This window comes from Methylobacillus methanolivorans, assembly GCF_044751345.1.
GTDB lineage: Bacteria > Pseudomonadota > Gammaproteobacteria > Burkholderiales > Methylophilaceae > Methylobacillus > Methylobacillus methanolivorans.
Genome location: NZ_JBIWXY010000001.1, coordinates 1,768,518 through 1,786,021 on the forward strand (window position 1 = coordinate 1,768,518; position 17,504 = coordinate 1,786,021).

At 49.6% G+C, this 17,504-nt stretch carries 32 protein-coding genes; 6 read left to right on the forward strand and 26 right to left on the reverse strand.

The window, feature by feature from the left end:
- Positions 1 to 49: 49 nt before the first annotated feature.
- Entirely contained in the window at positions 50 to 331 is a 282-nt protein-coding gene (locus ACIKP9_RS08235) for a hypothetical protein (protein WP_400881375.1), read from the forward strand.
- A 19-nt stretch (positions 332 to 350) separates the two neighbouring features.
- Here the strand turns inward: ACIKP9_RS08235 and radC are convergent, their stop codons facing one another.
- A complete protein-coding gene (gene radC, locus ACIKP9_RS08240; RefSeq protein ID WP_400881377.1) occupies positions 351 to 1,025 on the reverse strand; it encodes a RadC family protein in 675 nt (224 codons plus the stop codon).
- Positions 1,026 to 1,093: 68 nt separating this feature from the next.
- On the opposite strand from radC, the gene coaBC reads away from it, so the two are divergent.
- The 5 genes from coaBC (at position 1,094) to ACIKP9_RS08265 (ending at position 4,008) form a co-directional block, all read left to right on the forward strand.
- Positions 1,094 to 2,293 (forward strand): bifunctional phosphopantothenoylcysteine decarboxylase/phosphopantothenate--cysteine ligase CoaBC, encoded by a 1,200-nt coding sequence (gene coaBC / locus ACIKP9_RS08245; RefSeq protein WP_400881379.1) that lies wholly within the window; start codon positions 1,094 to 1,096, stop codon positions 2,291 to 2,293.
- Positions 2,294 to 2,330: 37 nt separating this feature from the next.
- Positions 2,331 to 2,783 (forward strand): dUTP diphosphatase, encoded by a 453-nt coding sequence (dut, locus tag ACIKP9_RS08250; RefSeq protein ID WP_400881381.1) that lies wholly within the window; start codon positions 2,331 to 2,333, stop codon positions 2,781 to 2,783.
- 86 nt (positions 2,784 to 2,869) lie between these two features.
- On the forward strand, positions 2,870 to 3,106 hold the full coding sequence (rpmB, locus tag ACIKP9_RS08255; protein WP_011478680.1) for a 50S ribosomal protein L28: 237 nt from the start codon (positions 2,870 to 2,872) through the stop codon (positions 3,104 to 3,106).
- 10 nt (positions 3,107 to 3,116) lie between these two features.
- Positions 3,117 to 3,272: a 50S ribosomal protein L33 gene (gene rpmG, locus ACIKP9_RS08260; protein ID WP_011478679.1), complete on the forward strand. Its 156-nt coding sequence runs from the start codon at positions 3,117 to 3,119 to the stop codon at positions 3,270 to 3,272.
- Between the two features lie 379 nt (positions 3,273 to 3,651).
- A complete protein-coding gene (locus ACIKP9_RS08265) occupies positions 3,652 to 4,008 on the forward strand; it encodes a GIY-YIG nuclease family protein (protein ID WP_400881384.1) in 357 nt (118 codons plus the stop codon).
- Between the two features lies 1 nt (position 4,009).
- On the opposite strand, the gene ACIKP9_RS08270 is transcribed toward ACIKP9_RS08265, so the two are convergent.
- The 25 genes from ACIKP9_RS08270 to rpsS form a co-directional block, all read right to left on the reverse strand.
- Positions 4,010 to 5,314, reverse strand: coding sequence for a mechanosensitive ion channel family protein (locus ACIKP9_RS08270; RefSeq protein WP_400881386.1), 1,305 nt, complete (start codon positions 5,312 to 5,314; stop codon positions 4,010 to 4,012).
- Positions 5,311 to 6,750 carry a magnesium transporter gene (mgtE, locus tag ACIKP9_RS08275; protein WP_230346587.1) on the reverse strand — a complete coding sequence of 480 codons (1,440 nt, stop codon included), beginning with the start codon at positions 6,748 to 6,750 and terminating at the stop codon, positions 5,311 to 5,313. The genes ACIKP9_RS08270 and mgtE overlap by 4 nt, the downstream gene beginning before the upstream one ends.
- A gap of 264 nt (positions 6,751 to 7,014) precedes the next feature.
- Positions 7,015 to 7,410 carry a 50S ribosomal protein L17 gene (rplQ, locus tag ACIKP9_RS08280; protein ID WP_230346588.1) on the reverse strand — a complete coding sequence of 132 codons (396 nt, stop codon included), beginning with the start codon at positions 7,408 to 7,410 and terminating at the stop codon, positions 7,015 to 7,017.
- A 10-nt stretch (positions 7,411 to 7,420) separates the two neighbouring features.
- On the reverse strand, positions 7,421 to 8,407 hold the full coding sequence (locus ACIKP9_RS08285; RefSeq protein WP_400881388.1) for a DNA-directed RNA polymerase subunit alpha: 987 nt from the start codon (positions 8,405 to 8,407) through the stop codon (positions 7,421 to 7,423).
- An 81-nt stretch (positions 8,408 to 8,488) separates the two neighbouring features.
- Positions 8,489 to 8,878: a 30S ribosomal protein S11 gene (gene rpsK, locus ACIKP9_RS08290; protein WP_230346590.1), complete on the reverse strand. Its 390-nt coding sequence runs from the start codon at positions 8,876 to 8,878 to the stop codon at positions 8,489 to 8,491.
- Between the two features lie 13 nt (positions 8,879 to 8,891).
- Complete coding sequence (rpsM, locus tag ACIKP9_RS08295) at positions 8,892 to 9,254, reverse strand: 30S ribosomal protein S13 (RefSeq protein WP_011478670.1); 363 nt, start codon at positions 9,252 to 9,254, stop codon at positions 8,892 to 8,894.
- A 124-nt stretch (positions 9,255 to 9,378) separates the two neighbouring features.
- The gene (gene rpmJ / locus ACIKP9_RS08300) at positions 9,379 to 9,492 is read right to left on the reverse strand and encodes a 50S ribosomal protein L36 (RefSeq protein ID WP_081620790.1); all 114 of its coding nucleotides are present in this window, start codon (positions 9,490 to 9,492) and stop codon (positions 9,379 to 9,381) included.
- 22 nt (positions 9,493 to 9,514) lie between these two features.
- Positions 9,515 to 9,733 (reverse strand): translation initiation factor IF-1, encoded by a 219-nt coding sequence (gene infA, locus ACIKP9_RS08305; protein WP_011478668.1) that lies wholly within the window; start codon positions 9,731 to 9,733, stop codon positions 9,515 to 9,517.
- An 8-nt stretch (positions 9,734 to 9,741) separates the two neighbouring features.
- Positions 9,742 to 11,064 (reverse strand): preprotein translocase subunit SecY, encoded by a 1,323-nt coding sequence (gene secY / locus ACIKP9_RS08310; protein WP_230346591.1) that lies wholly within the window; start codon positions 11,062 to 11,064, stop codon positions 9,742 to 9,744.
- Positions 11,065 to 11,071: 7 nt separating this feature from the next.
- Complete coding sequence (rplO, locus tag ACIKP9_RS08315) at positions 11,072 to 11,506, reverse strand: 50S ribosomal protein L15 (protein ID WP_230346592.1); 435 nt, start codon at positions 11,504 to 11,506, stop codon at positions 11,072 to 11,074.
- Positions 11,506 to 11,703 (reverse strand): 50S ribosomal protein L30, encoded by a 198-nt coding sequence (gene rpmD / locus ACIKP9_RS08320; RefSeq protein ID WP_230346593.1) that lies wholly within the window; start codon positions 11,701 to 11,703, stop codon positions 11,506 to 11,508. The genes rplO and rpmD overlap by 1 nt, the downstream gene beginning before the upstream one ends.
- 5 nt (positions 11,704 to 11,708) lie before the next feature.
- Positions 11,709 to 12,218 carry a 30S ribosomal protein S5 gene (rpsE, locus tag ACIKP9_RS08325; protein WP_230346629.1) on the reverse strand — a complete coding sequence of 170 codons (510 nt, stop codon included), beginning with the start codon at positions 12,216 to 12,218 and terminating at the stop codon, positions 11,709 to 11,711.
- 15 nt (positions 12,219 to 12,233) lie between these two features.
- On the reverse strand, positions 12,234 to 12,587 hold the full coding sequence (rplR, locus tag ACIKP9_RS08330) for a 50S ribosomal protein L18 (RefSeq protein WP_230346594.1): 354 nt from the start codon (positions 12,585 to 12,587) through the stop codon (positions 12,234 to 12,236).
- Between the two features lie 9 nt (positions 12,588 to 12,596).
- Positions 12,597 to 13,130 (reverse strand): 50S ribosomal protein L6, encoded by a 534-nt coding sequence (rplF, locus tag ACIKP9_RS08335; RefSeq protein WP_400881393.1) that lies wholly within the window; start codon positions 13,128 to 13,130, stop codon positions 12,597 to 12,599.
- A gap of 10 nt (positions 13,131 to 13,140) precedes the next feature.
- Positions 13,141 to 13,536, reverse strand: coding sequence for a 30S ribosomal protein S8 (gene rpsH / locus ACIKP9_RS08340; protein ID WP_400881395.1), 396 nt, complete (start codon positions 13,534 to 13,536; stop codon positions 13,141 to 13,143).
- 14 nt (positions 13,537 to 13,550) lie between these two features.
- Positions 13,551 to 13,856 (reverse strand): 30S ribosomal protein S14, encoded by a 306-nt coding sequence (gene rpsN / locus ACIKP9_RS08345; protein ID WP_400881397.1) that lies wholly within the window; start codon positions 13,854 to 13,856, stop codon positions 13,551 to 13,553.
- Positions 13,857 to 13,858: 2 nt separating this feature from the next.
- Complete coding sequence (rplE, locus tag ACIKP9_RS08350; protein WP_230346598.1) at positions 13,859 to 14,398, reverse strand: 50S ribosomal protein L5; 540 nt, start codon at positions 14,396 to 14,398, stop codon at positions 13,859 to 13,861.
- Between the two features lie 9 nt (positions 14,399 to 14,407).
- Positions 14,408 to 14,725, reverse strand: a complete 318-nt coding sequence (rplX, locus tag ACIKP9_RS08355) for a 50S ribosomal protein L24 (protein WP_400881400.1) — start codon at positions 14,723 to 14,725, stop codon at positions 14,408 to 14,410.
- An 11-nt stretch (positions 14,726 to 14,736) separates the two neighbouring features.
- On the reverse strand, positions 14,737 to 15,105 hold the full coding sequence (rplN, locus tag ACIKP9_RS08360; protein WP_011478657.1) for a 50S ribosomal protein L14: 369 nt from the start codon (positions 15,103 to 15,105) through the stop codon (positions 14,737 to 14,739).
- Positions 15,106 to 15,267: 162 nt separating this feature from the next.
- A complete protein-coding gene (gene rpsQ / locus ACIKP9_RS08365; RefSeq protein WP_025872351.1) occupies positions 15,268 to 15,540 on the reverse strand; it encodes a 30S ribosomal protein S17 in 273 nt (90 codons plus the stop codon).
- An 11-nt stretch (positions 15,541 to 15,551) separates the two neighbouring features.
- A complete protein-coding gene (rpmC, locus tag ACIKP9_RS08370; protein ID WP_011478655.1) occupies positions 15,552 to 15,761 on the reverse strand; it encodes a 50S ribosomal protein L29 in 210 nt (69 codons plus the stop codon).
- Between the two features lie 2 nt (positions 15,762 to 15,763).
- Positions 15,764 to 16,180, reverse strand: a complete 417-nt coding sequence (gene rplP, locus ACIKP9_RS08375; RefSeq protein WP_011478654.1) for a 50S ribosomal protein L16 — start codon at positions 16,178 to 16,180, stop codon at positions 15,764 to 15,766.
- A complete protein-coding gene (gene rpsC, locus ACIKP9_RS08380; protein ID WP_400881403.1) occupies positions 16,164 to 16,874 on the reverse strand; it encodes a 30S ribosomal protein S3 in 711 nt (236 codons plus the stop codon). The genes rplP and rpsC overlap by 17 nt, the downstream gene beginning before the upstream one ends.
- 10 nt (positions 16,875 to 16,884) lie before the next feature.
- Positions 16,885 to 17,214 (reverse strand): 50S ribosomal protein L22, encoded by a 330-nt coding sequence (gene rplV / locus ACIKP9_RS08385; RefSeq protein WP_230346630.1) that lies wholly within the window; start codon positions 17,212 to 17,214, stop codon positions 16,885 to 16,887.
- A gap of 10 nt (positions 17,215 to 17,224) precedes the next feature.
- Complete coding sequence (gene rpsS / locus ACIKP9_RS08390; RefSeq protein WP_230346601.1) at positions 17,225 to 17,500, reverse strand: 30S ribosomal protein S19; 276 nt, start codon at positions 17,498 to 17,500, stop codon at positions 17,225 to 17,227.
- Positions 17,501 to 17,504 lie beyond the last annotated feature (4 nt).

The following is a 17,504-nucleotide window of genomic DNA, read 5'->3' on the forward strand; positions in this document are numbered from 1 at the left end:
AATGGCACAATGGCGCCTAACAAAAAATGACAATCGAGGAGATCGTGACATGAAACAGGTACTGCTATTACTTAGTCTGGCCAGCATGCTGAGCCTGCCTGCACAGGCAGAGGAACAAAATGATCCTCAACAAGCCACTACTTCCAGTGGTGAACGCATCATCCTGAATGATGATGGTAGTTGGCGCTATGCCGATCAAGATGCTCCCCAACCCAGTGGATCAGCCAAGGATTGTCCACCAGGCTCACAGGGTGGGTGGTTTGGTACCCGCTGCATCCGCCCTGGCGACAAGGACTTCAACCGCGGCTCACTGAGTGGCAAGGGTCGTTAAGCCAAGCGTATTCTGAGCACTACAACAACCCACGCTCGGCAAATGACAACACCTGGTTTCCAGCGACGATAAAGTGGTCAAGCACACGGATATCCACCAGGTTAAGTGCGGCCTTCAAAGCATCGGTCAATGATTCATCTGCCTGGCTGGGCTCGGGCACACCCGACGGGTGATTGTGGGCAAAAATAACGGCCGCAGCATTGTGGTGCAAGCTGCGCTTGACTACTTCACGCGGGTAAACCGAGGTCTGCGTCAATGTGCCACTGAATAACTCCTCCACGGCCAGCACCCGGTGCTGCGCATCAAGAAAAATCACCATGAATACCTCACGAGGCAAAGCGCCGATCTTCAAGCTAAGGTATTGGCGCACAGCTTGCGGCGAAGTGAGGATATCGCGCTGCTGCATTTGCTCCAGTAAGGCGCGCCGGCTCATCTCAAAAATGGCCTGCAACTGCACGAACTTGCTCTCTCCCATGCCATGCACTTGGCAAATATCTTCCATACTGGCTGCGAAAATGCCATTCAGGCTGGAGAACCGTGTCAACAAATCACGCGCCAGGTCGACAGCACTTTTCCCGGTCACGCCAGTACGCAAGAAAATGGCCAGCAATTCGGCATCCGAAAGCGCCATGGCACCTCCCGCCAATAGCTTCTCACGGGGCCGCTCGCCCTCGGGCCAATCAGTAATCGCCACGGTTCAGCCTTTCATATAAAATCAAGCAACTCCATACGCGGTATGCGCGCACCTGCCACTTACTACTGATGAGCCATTATTCCATAAAAAAACTCTTGCTCGGCGTCACTGGTGGTATTGCCGCCTACAAGTCCGCAGAGCTGGTCAGGTTACTGGTCAAGCAAGACATCGAAGTTCAGGTCGCCATGACCCACGCCGCCACGCAATTTGTCACCCCCATGACTTTTCAGGCACTCTCGGGCAAGCCTGTCTATACTGATTTATGGCAGCCAGACGCTGGCAATGGCATGGCCCACATCGATCTATCGCGCCAGGTGGATGCCATTCTTGTCGCCCCCGCCAGTGCTGACTTCCTTGCCAAGCTGGTACACGGCGCTGCCGATGATCTGCTCTCCACGCTATGCCTGGCGCGCAACTGCAAGTTGCTCGTTGCACCGGCCATGAACCAACAGATGTGGCACCACCCAGCGACACAGCGCAATATCCGGCAGTTGCAGCATGATGGCGTCAGCCTGTTGGGCCCAGCCATCGGCTCACAAGCCTGTGGTGAAACCGGCCCAGGCCGTATGCTTGAACCAGAGGAATTGCTCGAACGGCTACTGGCAAGCACCCAGCCCAAGCTGTTCGCTGGCAAGCGCATGCTCATCACGGCTGGCCCCACCCATGAAGCCATCGACCCGGTGCGTAGCATTACCAACCACAGCTCAGGCAAGATGGGCTATAGCATCGCGCAAACCGCTATCGCCATGGGGGCCGATGTTACGCTGGTCAGCGGCCCGGTCTCGCTAGCCCACCCTACAGGCGCTCGCACTATTCAGGTCACCAGCGCGGCGGAAATGCTCGCGGCGGTTGAAGACAACCTCAATGGCCAGGACATCTTTATCTCGGTCGCAGCCGTCGCAGATTATCGGCCAGCCCAGGCAAGCCAGCACAAGATCAAGAAAAGCACAGCATCACTGACTATCACACTGGAAGCCAATCCAGATATTCTCGCCACTGTTGCTGCACGAACCGATGCGCCCTTCTGTGTAGGGTTCGCGGCAGAGAGCGAGAATCTGCTGCAATATGCCGAGGAAAAGCGCCGCCGAAAACATCTGCCGCTGATCGCCGCCAATATTGCCAGCGAAGCTTTAGGACAAGATGATAGCAGCCTGGTATTGCTTGATGACGCAGGCTCGCATCCCTTGCCACAGGGCCCCAAGCTTACTTTGGCACGGGGCCTTCTACTGCATATTGCCAGGATGCTGGATCAACAGCAGGCTGCATAAACCACGCCCAGAACAACCCAACCAAGAAAGTACACTCATGAGCCTCAACATAGACGTCAAAATACTGGATAGCCGCTTGCAACATATGTTACCCAGCTATGCGACGCCAGGCTCCGCAGGCCTGGACCTGCGTGCCTGCATAGAACACACGCAAACCCTGGCACCAGGCGAGACCATCATGATCCCTACCGGCATGGCCATTCACCTTGCTGACCCAAACTATGCTGCCTTGATATTGCCCCGCTCTGGCTTGGGCCACAAACACGGTATCGTCCTGGGCAATCTGGTCGGCCTGATCGACTCCGATTATCAAGGTCAGCTCTTGGTCTCCTGCTGGAACCGCGGTAAAGAAAGCTTCCTGCTTAACCCGATGGAACGTATCGCTCAACTGGTCATTGTCCCCGTCATACAGGCAAGCTTCAATATCGTCGAGGATTTCGCCGCCAGTGAGCGCGGCACAGGTGGATTTGGCAGTACAGGCACACAGTAAGTTTCTAACAAAAATCTTTGAATCCACTTGAAAAGAATTGGTTTTTCATGGTATAAATGCGGTCTTTTCGAATTTCGGAGTCCGCCATGGCACGCGTATGTCAGGTAACCGGCAAAAAGCCGATGGTTGGGAATAATGTTTCCCACGCAAACAACAAGACCAAGCGTCGTTTCCTTCCTAACCTGCAAAACCGCAAGTTCTGGGTTGAGAGCGAAAACCGCTGGGTTAGCCTACGTATCACCAATGCTGCTCTGCGCACTATCGACAAGAATGGTATCGATGCTGTTCTGGCTGATCTGCGCGCCAGCGGCGAAAAGATCTAAGGACTGAATCATGCGTGAAAAAATCAAACTGGAATCCAGCGCAGGTACTGGTCACTTCTACACCACGACCAAGAACAAGCGCACCATGCCAGAAAAAATGGAGATCAAGAAGTTTGATCCCGTTGCTCGTAAGCATGTCCTGTACAAGGAAACCAAGCTGAAGTAATTCGGCATTGGTAGATAAAAAAGCCCGCAAATGCGGGCTTTTTTTATTGCACAATACTACCGAACAACTTTATTTAATTCTGATCGATTCATCATGCTTAATCTTGATATATCTATAAGCACATTGCCGGAAGTAATTAAGGATATTCTATCTGAAGCAAATCTTGTGCTCACGCCTCAGGAGATTAGAGAAGCAATTAAACTACATTACCCACAGTTTTATAGCACTGAATCACATCAACGCAATGTAGCAAAAGGCAATTACACCAATCTGGCACGCTCTCCTTGCTCAAATTTATGGTGCAGTTCGCACCAACGAAGATTTCTTTTGCGACAGATCTTCTAAACCGATGAAAATATCTCTGAGTAGAACAGAGTTAATGGATGATATTCCTGAAGTTGAAGACTTTGAGAGCACTTCAGGTAAAGTTTATGTATTGAGAACCGGGACTTTTACCAAAAATGGAAAAGAAATAATAAAAATTGGATATACCTCGCAAGATGTATCACAACGAATATCTCAACTGTACACCACAGGTGTTCCATTCGAGTTCATCATTCATGCGGTATATCAAACTTCTAACCATATTGAACTAGAGCAAGCCCTACACAAGCTGCTTGCAAACTTCAGATTAAATAAGTCGAGAGAGTTCTTTACTGAGGAAGCGCTGGCTTATATAGAGAGAATCGTTGAAATACACCATGCGATTCAAAAACAAAGCATACAAGCTATTTGATTCAATTCACAGCCCCATCAAGTGCATCGCCTACCTGTTCGGTGCTGATGCCATGCCCAAACACATGCACCTCGCGTTGCGGGAACGGAATGGAAATACCACGAGCCTTGAACTCATCCCATAAATTGAGGTACACGGTGGAGGGAATATCCCCTGCGCCATTCTCAGGATCGGGCACCCATACAGTGAGGTTAAGGTCGATACCACTCTCCCCAAAGCCCACCAGTTTGGCATCCGGCGCTGGCTCCTTCATCACACGAGGATGACGGCCTGCAACCTCCTTCATTAGCTCCAACGTCGCCCTCAGGTCAGTGTCATATCCCACCTGGATAGGCAAGGCAATCTTCACCCGCCTGCGTGTCGCAGTATGATTAACCACGGCACTGGTAATCAAGGTTTCATTGGGAATAATCACGTCAGTGCCATCCAGCTGGCGCAATACCATATACCTTGAGCGTAACTCCTGCACACTACCGTAATAGGAACCGATAGTAACAAAATCCCCCAGGCTCATAGACTCATCGAGCAGGATGATAAAACCACTGACATAGTTGCTGGCAATTTTCTGCAAGCCAAAGCCCAAACCAACGCCCAGGGCGCCGCCAAATACAGACAGCAAGGTAATATCCAGCCCGACCGCAGATAAAGCCACCAGAACGGCAATAAACACAAAAGCAATGCGGATTACTTTATTGATCACCACACGCATATTGATGTTGATATTGGTCGCCTGCATCAACTTGTTTTCGATCAGGCGACTCAACCACAAGGCAATAAATACAGTAACCAGCACCGTGAACAAGCCTTGTATCACCAACCACAGACTGACCGCACTCTTGCCGATGTTAAAGCGCACGCTATCCAGTGCCGCAATAATGTCCGGCAATAAGCCAGTCACATGTAACACCAGGATCAGCCAGACCACCGTGGAAAATACATTTTCGGTCGCTCTTAGCCACCCACTGGGGGAGAATACATACCGCAATACATAGACAGCCAGGCGAATCACCGCCATCGCAATCAATAGCCTGGAAGCAAGCTCCAACAAGTTGGCGTTATACCAATGACTGATCACCAACTGCCCCAACCACACCATCAATAAAGACGAAATCGGGAACAAGACACGCGTTAATCCCTCGATCGCGGCCTGATGCACATTGCTGTTGGCAAGCCTAGCGCGCTGCAGGCTGTTGATAGACCAGGCAATCAGCAGGCTACCCAGAATAATGCCGACCTGCCATAGCATAGCTGCAGAGGAGAAATCATCAACCAGCTCTTGCCAGACCGTGAATATCGTATTGTTCATAGTAGGAAAATCGTCGCCAACCCGAGGAAAATAAAGAATCCGCCACTATCCGTGACTGCCGTAATCAAGACGCTGGAACCCACCGCAGGATCACGATTGAATTTTGTCGTCATTACCAGTGGGATCATGACCCCCATCACGGCTGCCAGCAACAAGTTCAATGTCATCGCCGCAGTCATCACAACCCCTAAGGCAATGCTGCCATACAGCAGATACGCAAGAATCCCCAACACACTACCCCAGATCAGGCCATTCAATAGACCAACGCCAGTTTCCTTGATGAGTAGTGACTTGGTGTTGTGACCTGCGATCTGCCCGAGCGCCAGGCCACGTACGATCATAGTTGTCGTTTGGTTACCTGAATTGCCGCCTATACCTGCCACAATCGGCATCAGGGCGGCCAGCGCCACGATCTTCTCAATGGAGCCTTCAAACAAGCCAATGACGCGAGAGGCAACGAATGCTGTCACCAAGTTAATGGCCAGCCACATCCAGCGGTTTTGGACTGACTTCCATACCGAGGCAAAGATATCTTCTTCTTCACGCAAACCTGCCATGGACAGCATATCGCTTTCCGCTTCCTCGCGGATGTAGTCCATCACCGTATCTACCGTCAGCCGGCCAACCAGGCGATTATTGTCATCCACCACAGGAGCCGTTACCAAGTCATAACGCTCGAAGGCCTTGGCAGCCTCATCAGCTTTATCTTCCGGGTGAAATACCACAGCATCGTCCGCCATGACATCAGCCACGCCGGAATCCAGGTCATTGACCACCAAACGCTTCAAGGGCAGTACGCCACGCAATACATCATTGCGGTCAACGACAAATAACTTATCGGTATGATCAGGCAAGCTACCGATACGTCGCAAATAGCGTAAAGCCACCTCCAGGCTGATATCCTCTCGAATCGTGATGATATCGAAGTCCATCAAGCCACCTACGGCATCATCGGAATACGACAGCGCAGACTGCAAACGCTCGCGATTACGGCTGTCCAGGCTTTCCAATAACTCCTGCAACACGTCTTTCGGCAAGTCAGGAGCCAGGTCAGCCAACTCGTCCGTATCCAGCTGTTCAGCGGCAGCGAGCAATTCGTCGCTGTCCATGTCTGCGATCAGCGTCTGGCGCACAGCATCCGACACTTCCAGCAGGATTTCACCGTCACGCTCGGCCTTGACCAGATCCCAGACGTCCAGACGCTGCTCTAATGGCAAGGCCTCCAGGATATAAGCAACGTCGGCAGGATGTAGGCTATCCAGCTTCTTTTGCAGCTCTGCAAGGTTCTGCCTATGTACCAGCGTCTGCACTAACTCCTGCTTAGGCATTTCCTGCTTATGCACCAACTCCTCAACCAGACGATGCTTGTTCAGCAGGGTAATCACCTGCTGCAGGCTCTCCTGCAAACTTTCCTTTGATTCCTGAATATCCGCCATATGCTTTTGAAACCTGTGCCAATATGTTGAGGAAAATGCCTGGCAGGCATTGGTTACCGTAAGAAATTATATATTCAGCATCAAGATCACTTCAGCGAATACTAAACTATTTCTTTAAGTATCTTGGATGAGCGCAAGATTTTTCTATAACTTGATATTTCACAAGAGACCATCAAGCGTAAAACACCAGCAATTACTTCCACGTATTTTGACAATAAAAAAGCCGGTTAAAAACCGGCTTTTTCATGGATAACTACTGCTGATTTATTCAGCTGCTACAACTTCACCATCTGTAGCCAATTCTGGGCGATCAACCAGCTCAACCAGCGCCATAGGTGCATTGTCACCTACGCGGAAGCCGCACTTGAGGATACGCAGGTAACCACCGTTACGAGTTTGGTAACGAGGACCCAACTCATTGAACAGTTTGCCAACGATATCACGATCACGCAGGCGGCTGAATGCCAAACGGCGGTTAGCCAGCGTTGCTTCCTTGCCCAGAGTAATCAAAGGCTCTGCAACACGACGCAGCTCCTTTGCCTTTGGCAAGGTTGTCTTGATGATTTCATGGCGTAGCAGAGAGTTAGCCATGTTACGCAACATAGCCTGACGATGGCTGCTGGTGCGGTTTAATTTACGATTGCTGTTGCGATGACGCATAGTGATTCCCTCACACCTTTTCCAGGCCCGCAGGTGGCCAGTTTTCTAGTTTCATGCCTAATGTCAGGCCCTTGGAGGCCAGTACATCCTTAATCTCATTCAAAGATTTACGGCCTAGATTTGGTGCTTTCAACAGCTCATTTTCAGTGCGCTGAATCAGGTCACCAATGTAATAAATATTTTCTGCCTTCAAGCAGTTTGCAGAGCGTACTGTCAGCTCCAGATCATCCACTGGACGCAGCAGGATAGGATCCACTTGAGGTGTTTGCTTTACTTCCACTTCAGAAGGAGCACCTTCCAAATCAGCAAACACGGAAAGCTGCCCCATCAAGATACGTGCGGCATCACGGATAGCTTGCTCAGGCTCGACCACGCCGTTGGTTTCAACGTCCATGATCAACTTATCCAAGTCAGTACGCTGCTCAACACGAGCACTTTCAACTTGGTAACTTACCTTGCTAATCGGGCTGAAAGAAGCATCCACCTGGATAAACCCAAGTACACGATCTTCATCTTCGCTCTTCTGACGCTGTGGAACAGGCTGGTAACCACGACCCATTTCAACCTTCACTTCAAGATTGAGCTTACCGCCTTTAGTCAGATGAGCAATTACATGCTCAGGGTTAGCAATCTCTGCATCATGACCTGTTTCAAAGTCACCTGCAGTTACCACACCCTCAACACTCTTGTTCAGTGTCAGCGTAGTTTCACTCTTGCTATTCAGCTTGAGTGCAACACCTTTGAGGTTCAGCAGGATATCTACCACGTCTTCCTGCACGCCATCCAGTGTAGAGTACTCATGCACTACACCATCAATCTTGACTTCTGTAATAGCAAAGCCAGGAATGGAAGACAGCAATACTCGACGCAAGGCATTACCCAGCGTGTAACCAAAACCGCGCTCCATTGGCTCCAGTGTCACACGTGCACGCACGGGCGAAATCACCTCGACATCAACAACGCGTGGCTTCAAATATTCAGTCGGACTGTTTTGCATAGCTATCCTTACGGTCCTCGATTACTTTAAATAAATCAACCACGACAACCAGGTTATCGTGGCTGCAACCTTATATCCAGCTTAGATACGGCGCTTTTTCGGTGGACGGCAACCATTGTGCGGCACAGGGGTTACGTCAGAAATGCTGGTGATCTTGAAACCAACGGCATTCAATGCACGTACAGCAGATTCACGACCTGGGCCTGGGCCCTTGATGCGCACTTCAAGATTCTTAACACCACATTCCTGAGCAGCCTTACCAGCAGCTTCAGCAGCTACCTGAGCAGCAAAAGGGGTGCTCTTACGAGAGCCCTTGAAACCCTGACCACCCGATGTAGCCCAAGACAAAGCATTGCCTTGGCGATCAGTGATGGTAATGATGGTGTTGTTGAAAGAAGCATGCACGTGAGCAATGCCCTCGGCAATATTCTTTTTGACTTTCTTGCGTACGCGTACGTTAGCTTTAGCCATTATTTGCTATTCCTTACTTGGATGCCTTGATAGGCTTGATTGGACCCTTGCGAGTGCGCGCATTGGTCTTGGTACGTTGACCACGAACAGGCAAACCGCGACGATGACGGATACCACGATAGCAGCCAAGATCCATCAAGCGCTTGATATTCATTGTCACTTCGCGGCGCAGATCACCTTCCACCTGCAGCTTGGCGACTTCATCACGCAGCTTTTCTACTTCAGCGTCATTCAGATCCTTGATCTTCGCTGTCGCGGATACACCTGCAGCCAGACAAATTTGTTTTGCCGTAGTACGGCCCACACCGTAAATCGAAGTCAATGCGATTTCAGTATGTTTATGATTTGGGATATTTACCCCTGCTATACGAGCCATGTAGCTACTCCAAAATAATGGCGCATCGTTTTCAAATCGCCAAAAAAGCCCAAAATTTTAACAGCTTGACAAGTTTTTAACAAATAGATTAAAAACCTGTCCCTTTTAAAACCACGTTACCGGATTAACCCTGGCGTTGCTTATGACGTGGGTCAGTGCAAATAATACGCACAACACCACGGCGGCGAACCACCTTGCAATTACGGCACAATGTCTTCACTGATGCACGAACTCTCATCTCTCACCTCTTCGCAAAAAACTTACTTGGCGCGGAATATAATTCGCGCACGCGATAAATCATAAGGAGTCATTTCCACGGTGACCTTGTCACCGGGCAGGATACGAATGTAGTGCATGCGCATCTTGCCTGAAATATAGCCCAGGACGACATGGCCATTTTCCAGTTTGACCCTAAACGTTGCATTTGGGAGGTTCTCAAGAACCTCGCCTTGCATTTCAATACGATCTTCTTTTGCCATACTAAAGATTAACGCGGTAGACCCGCACCACCCTTAAAGTTAGCTTTTTTCAGCAAGCCTTCATATTGATGTGACATCAAGTGGGATTGAACCTGGGCCATAAAGTCCATGGTCACCACCACGATAATCAGCAATGAAGTACCACCAAAATAGAATGGAACATTGAACTTCAAAATCAAGAACTCTGGCAGCAAACATACTGCAGTGATATACAGTGCACCAGCCAAGGTCAAACGACCCATGATGCGATCAATGTATCGCGCAGTTTGCTCACCAGGACGGATTCCTGGAACAAATGCACCACTCTTCTTCAAGTTATCTGCAGTTTCCTTTGGGTTGAATACCAACGCCGTATAAAAGAAACAGAAGAAGATAATGGCTGTAGCAAAGAAAATAATATAAAGCGGCTGACCTGGGGACAGGGTTGAACCAATGTCCTTGAGCCAAGACATGCTTTCGTGACTACCAAACCAGCCTGCCATGGTCGCAGGAAACAAGATAATGCTAGAAGCAAAAATCGGCGGAATTACACCGGCCATATTCAACTTCAATGGCAAATGACTTGTTTGCCCACCAAATACCTTACGACCCACCTGACGCTTGGCATAGTTCACTGTAATTTTGCGTTGACCACGTTCAACAAAGACAACAAACGCAGTCACAAGCACAGCAGCAACAAACAGGAACAATACCAACGGAATGGAAAACGCACCTGTACGAGCCAACTCCAGCGTTCCACCGATCGCATGCGGCAATCCAGCAACAATACCCGCGAAAATGATGATGGAGATACCATTACCAATTCCACGTTCAGTGATCTGTTCACCTAGCCACATCAGGAACATCGTACCGCCAACCAAAGTAATCACAGTGGTAAAACGGAACATCAAACCTGGATCAAGTACGAGACCAGCTTGACCCTCCAGTGCAATAGCAATACCCAAAGCCTGGAAAGTTGCCAAGAACACTGTGCCATAGCGTGTGTATTTGGTAATTGTACGGCGTCCGCTCTCGCCCTCTTTCTTCAACTGTTCCATGCGTGGTGATACCACGGTCAGGAGCTGCATGATAATAGAGGCCGAAATATACGGCATGATACCCAAGGCAAAAATAGTAAAACGCTCCAAGGCACCGCCCGAGAACATATTAAACATACCTAGGATACCGCCACTCTGCGATTCAAACAGACGGGCAAGCACATCCGGATCAATACCAGGAACCGGAATGTGCGCGCCAAGGCGGAAAACGATCAAGGCACCCAATACGAAAAGCAAGCGGTTTTTCAACTCGCTGACTTTTCCCACTGCACCAAAAATACTATCGTTAGCCACGAATTGATTACTCTACGATCTTACCGCCGGCTGCTTCAACGGCAGCACGAGCACCCTTGCTCAACGCAAGACCTTGCACTGTCACAGCACGAGTCACATCGCCAGAAAGAAATACTTTCACAGCACGTGCACTACCGGGAATGACATTAGCTTGCTTCAATGCCAAGAGATCAACCACTTCAGCATCAACGCGAACCAGATCAGCAGTACGCACATTTGCAGTATCAGCTTTAGTCAGGGAATTGAAACCACGCTTAGGCAAACGACGTTGCAAAGGCATTTGACCGCCTTCGAAACCTACCTTGTGGAAACCGCCAGCACGAGACTTTTGACCCTTGTGACCACGGCCACCAGTCTTACCCAGACCGGAACCAATACCACGACCAACGCGACGCTTGGCGTGCTTAGCGCCTTCAGCAGGCTTGATAGTATTCAGTTTCATTATGCTTCTACCTTTAACAGATAGCTCACTGCATTGATCATGCCGCGATTAGCAGGAGTATCCTGCACCTCAACAGTCTGATTCAGGCGACGCAGACCCAGGCCAGCGACGCTTGCACGGTGAGACTTGATTCTACCGATGGTGCTCTTGATCAAGGTTACCTTGATCAAGTCATTTGCTTTTTTTGCCTTAGCCATGATGATTAACCTCTGATTTCTTCAACACTCTTGCCACGCTTTGCAGCGATTTCAGCAGGAGTATTCATGGACTTCAAGCCGTTCAGGGTGGCACGCACGACGTTATATGGATTGGTAGAACCAATACATTTTGCCAATACGTTGGTCACACCCATCACTTCGAAGATAGCGCGCATTGCACCACCGGCGATAATACCGGTACCTTCAGAAGCAGGCTGGATGAATACCTTGGCAGCACCGTGAACGCCAGTAACAGCGTGATAAAGAGTGCCATTATTCAGGCTAACCTTGATCATGCCGCGACGAGCTTCGTCCATCGCCTTTTGCACGGCAACCGGCACTTCACGCGCCTTGCCCTTGCCCATACCTACACCACCATCACCGTCACCTACTACGGACAGTGCGGCGAAACTCATGATACGACCACCCTTCACCACTTTGGTGACGCGGTTGACGCCGATCATTTTCTCGCGCAAACCATCGGTTTGCTGCTGTTCAATTTCAACTTTTGCCATCATCAACCTCAGTCTTTAGAAGGACAAGCCGTTTTCACGCGCGGCATCAGCCAACGCCTTGATACGACCGTGGTACTTGTAGCCGGAACGGTCAAATGCAACAGTAGTGATCCCTGCCGCCTTGGCCTTTTCCGCGATACGCTTACCGACAAGTGCGGCAGCGGCGATATTGCCACCATTTTTGATGTCGTTACGAACTTCAACCTCAAGGGTAGAAGCACTAGCAAGCACCGTGTCACCAGTTTCGGCAATAATCTGAGCATAAATGTGGCTATTGCTACGATGCACACTCAGGCGGATAGCTTTCAACTCGGCGATCTTGGCACGGGTTTTACGTGCACGACGCAGACGTGAATTTACATTATTCATGGCTAAACCTTACTTCTTCTTGGTTTCTTTGATAATCACCACTTCATCGGAGTAACGTACACCCTTGCCCTTATAAGGCTCTGGCGAACGATACGCACGAATCTGCGCGGCAACCTGACCCACAACCTGCTTGTCTGCACCAGTCAGTACGATCTCGGTAGGAGTCGGAGTCTGAACAGTGACGCCTTCAGGCATCTTATGGTTAACCGGGTGGGAGAAGCCCAGATCCAGATTCAGGGTAGCTCCCTGAGCCTGAGCCTTGTAACCTACACCAACCAGGTTGAGCTTGCGGGTGAAGCCTTGAGAAACACCGGTGACCATATTAAAGACCAGAGCACGCAAAGTACCGGACATAGCACGCGCATGCTGGGTATCGCGAGCAACCACGAAAGTCAGGTTATCGCCATCACGTTCAACGGCAACATCGCCACTCAAAGGCAAAGACAGCTTACCCAATGGACCACTGACCGCAATGTTGCCAGCACTCAATACAACTTCAACCTTGGCAGGGATAGCGACTGGATTTTTAGCTACACGAGACATGTTTTTCTCCTTAAGCCACAACGCAGAGCACTTCACCACCGATACCGGCGTCACGTGCTTTACGATCAGTCATCACACCCTTGGATGTAGACACAATGGTCACACCCAAGCCGTTCATTACCACTGGAATCTCTTGATTGCCACGATAGATACGCAAACCTGGGCGGCTTACACGCTCAATCTTCTCAATCACTGGACGACCAGCATAATACTTAAGGCTAATGTTCAACTGTGGCTTGCCTTCAATATCTTGCACAGCGAAGTCATCAATATAACCTTCATCCTTCAGCACAGATGCAATCGCACGCTTGAGCTTGGATGATGGCATGGAAACAGAAACCTTGTTCGTGCTTTGCGCATTACGGATGCGCGTCAGCATATCGGCAATCGGATCACTCATACTCATACTAAATTCCTCCGTTACCAGCTAGCCTTGGTGACACCTGGCACTTCGCCACGCATCATCAATTCGCGCAACTTACCACGCGCAATGCCGAATTTACTAAACACACCACGTGGGCGACCAGTCAATGCGCAACGGTTACGTTGGCGAACAGGGCTGGAGTTACGTGGCAAACTTTGCAGCTTGTTACGTGCAGCGCGACGATCTTCAACCGATGCATTTACATCGTTGATCACCGCAACCAATTCAGCACGCTTGGCAGCATATTTCTTCACCGTGTCGCGACGCTTTTGCTCGCGTTCGATCATGCAGGTTTTAGCCATGATTAGTTCCTAAATGGGAAGCTGAATGCGGAGAGGAGCGCACGCGCCTCGTCATCAGTCTTTGCAGTTGTAGTGATGGTGATATTCAACCCGCGCAACGCATCGATCTTGTCGTATTCAATTTCCGGGAAAATAATCTGCTCACGCACACCCAGATTGTAGTTACCACGACCATCAAATGACTTAGGAGAAATACCACGGAAGTCACGAATACGAGGAATAGCGACTGTAATCAGACGATCCAGGAATTCGTACATATGCTCACGACGCAGCGTTACCTTGCAACCCACAGGGTAGCCATCACGGATCTTGAAACCAGCGATAGACTTCTTAGCCTTGGTTACAACAACCTTTTGACCTGCAATCTTTTCCAAGTCAGCCACGGCATTCTCCATGACTTTCTTGTCAGCAACAGCTTCGCCAACACCCATATTCAGGGTGATTTTTTCAATGCGAGGCACTTCCATTACAGACTTGTAGCCAAACTGCTCAACCAGCTGCTTAACCACGGTGTCTTTATAAAAATCTTTTAAACGAGCCATGATCTACCCTTATGCGTCAACAACTTCGCCACTGGACTTAAATACGCGAACCTTGCGACCGTCATCCAATGTCTTGAAGCCAACGCGATCACCCTGCTGGGTGGCACGATTGAATAAAGCAACATTAGAGATGTCTACAGGCATCTCTTTGCTGATAATGCCGCCAGCTACACCGCGCATTGGGTTAGGCTTGGCATGCTTCTTTACCACGTTGATACCCTCGACCAGAACTTGGCCGGACTCCAACACGCGCAATACAGTACCGCGCTTGCCTTTGTCTTTACCTGTATTCAGGATGACTTCATCACCCTTGCGAATCTTACTCATCCAGCAACTCCTTATAGAACTTCGGGTGCCAGAGAAACGATCTTCATGAAACGCTCGCCACGCAGCTCACGTGTCACCGGCCCGAAAATACGGGTACCAATCGGTTCCAGCTTATTGTTTAACAACACTGCAGCATTGCTATCGAACTTAACCAGGGAACCATCTGGACGACGAACACCCTTGGCAGTACGAACTACAACTGCACTATAAACCTCGCCTTTTTTGACGCGACCACGTGGGGCAGCATCCTTAACACTGACTTTGATGATATCACCAATACCAGCATAACGACGCTTAGAACCACCCAACACCTTGATACACATTACGGAACGTGCACCAGTGTTATCGGCAACATCCAGCCGAGACTGCATTTGAATCATGAGAATAATCTCCAACTTAATCCGTTAAACCAACACCAGCCGCTTGTCAAAAACGGCTGACAGCACTACGGTCAGTATTGGGGCGCCAGCTTGTTGGGCGCCAAAAGGTCCGACATTATATATTGCCCTTCCATGCAATTGCAAGTGGAAGGGCAATATTAATTACACAATACGTGCTTTTTCTACAATCTTGCTTACGCGCCAAGTTTTGGTCTTGGAAAGCGGACGGCTTTCTTCGATTACAACCAGATCGCCTTCTTTGCACTCATTGTTTTCGTCGTGAGCATGGAACTTGTTGGAGCGACGTACCACCTTGCCGATCAAAGGATGTTTCACCTTACGCTCGACTAGAACAGTCACAGTCTTATCCATCTTGTCGCTTACTACACGGCCACTCAAAGTGCGAACTAATTTTTCAGTTTGATTTTCGCTCATAATGACTCCGCTTACGCTTGACTTGCATTAGCCGCTTTGGCTTTTTCAGCAAGCACAGAACGAACGCGAGCAATATCACGGCGCACTTTGCCTACCTGGTCAACTTTGTTCAACTGTTGAGTAGCCAGTTGCATGCGCAGAGAGAATTGCGCACGACGCAACTCGATCAACTCATTGTTCAACTCTTCAACAGTCTTGTTTCTCAATTCGGACGCTTTCATGACTAGCTCCCAATATGACGAGTAATGAAGGTAGTCTCGATTGGCAGCTTTGCAGCAGCCAAGCGGAACGCTTCACGTGCCAGCTCTTCACTGACACCGTCCATTTCGTACAACATCTTTCCAGGTTGGATCTGGGCAATGTAGTACTCGGTACTACCCTTACCATTACCCATACGAACTTCAGCAGGCTTCTTGGAAATCGGCTGATCTGGGAAGACGCGGATCCATACTCGACCACCACGCTTGATATGACGAGTCATCACACGACGAGCCGCTTCAATCTGACGTGCGGTCAGACGACCACGACCAATTGCTTTCAGACCGAACTCGCCAAAGCTTACCTTGTTACCGGTAGTCGCGATGCCCTTATTACGGCCCTTCTGCATCTTACGGAATTTTTGTCTAGCTGGTTGCAGCATTTTTTGCCCCCGACTTTCTTACTTTCTTTTCTGGCTCAGCAGGTTGAGCGGCTTGTTCAAGCTTATTGCCGAACACTTCGCCCTTGAACACCCAAACCTTGATACCGATGATACCGTAGGTAGTCTTCGCTTCTGCCACGCCGTAATCGATATCAGCACGCAGTGTATGCAAAGGCACACGACCTTCACGGTACCATTCGGTACGCGCAATTTCGATACCATTCAAACGACCAGAACTCATGATCTTGATGCCTTGAGCACCCAGACGCATCGCGTTTTGCATCGCACGCTTCATGGCACGACGGAACATCACGCGCTTTTCGAGCTGTTGTGCAATACTTTCTGCAATCAGGGTGGCATCGATTTCAGGCTTACGCACTTCTTCGATGTTCAGGTGCACAGGTACACCCATCAGACCCTGCAGACCAGAGCGCAAGGACTCGATGTCCTCACCCTTCTTGCCAATTACGATACCAGGACGTGCACTGTAAATCGTGATCTTGGCATTCTTTGCAGGACGCTCAATCACGATCTTGCTTACAGCAGCGTGGGAAAGCTTCTTCTTCAGAAACTCGCGCACCTTGATGTCGCTGTTCAGCATCGCAGGGAAATTATTGCTATTGGAATACCAACGAGAAGACCAGTTTTTCTGGACGCTCAGACGGAAACCAAACGGATGAATTTTCTGACCCATAACGATTCCTTTAGTTACCGACAGTCACAGTGATGTGACAAGTTGGCTTGATAATCCGTCCAGCGCGACCCTTGGCACGAGCGCGGATACGCTTTAGCACCAGACCTTTATCGACATAAATCGAAGTTACCTTCAACTCATCGATATCTGCGCCTTCATTATGCTCAGCATTGGCAATTGCAGACTCAACAACCTTCTTAATGATTTCCGCACCCTTTTTAGGTGTGAAATTCAGGATATTGAGTGCGTTGTCAACTTTCTTGCCGCGGATCAGGTCAGCGACCAAGCGAGCCTTCTGTGGGGACAGATGAACACCTCTTAATACAGCAGATACTTCCATCGTCTCTCTCCTACCTCTTGGCCTTCTTGTCGGCAGCATGACCCTTAAACGTACGGGTCAGCGCAAATTCGCCGAGCTTGTGACCTACCATGTTTTCAGAAATCAACACCGGCACATGCTGCTTGCCGTTGTGAACCGCAATGGTCAAACCAATAAAATCAGGCAGGATGGTAGAACGACGTGACCAAGTCTTAATTGGCTTTCTATCGCGAGCAGCGACAGCAACTTCTACCTTCTTCGCCAGATGGCCATCAACGAATGGCCCTTTCTTAATTGAACGTGCCATATTG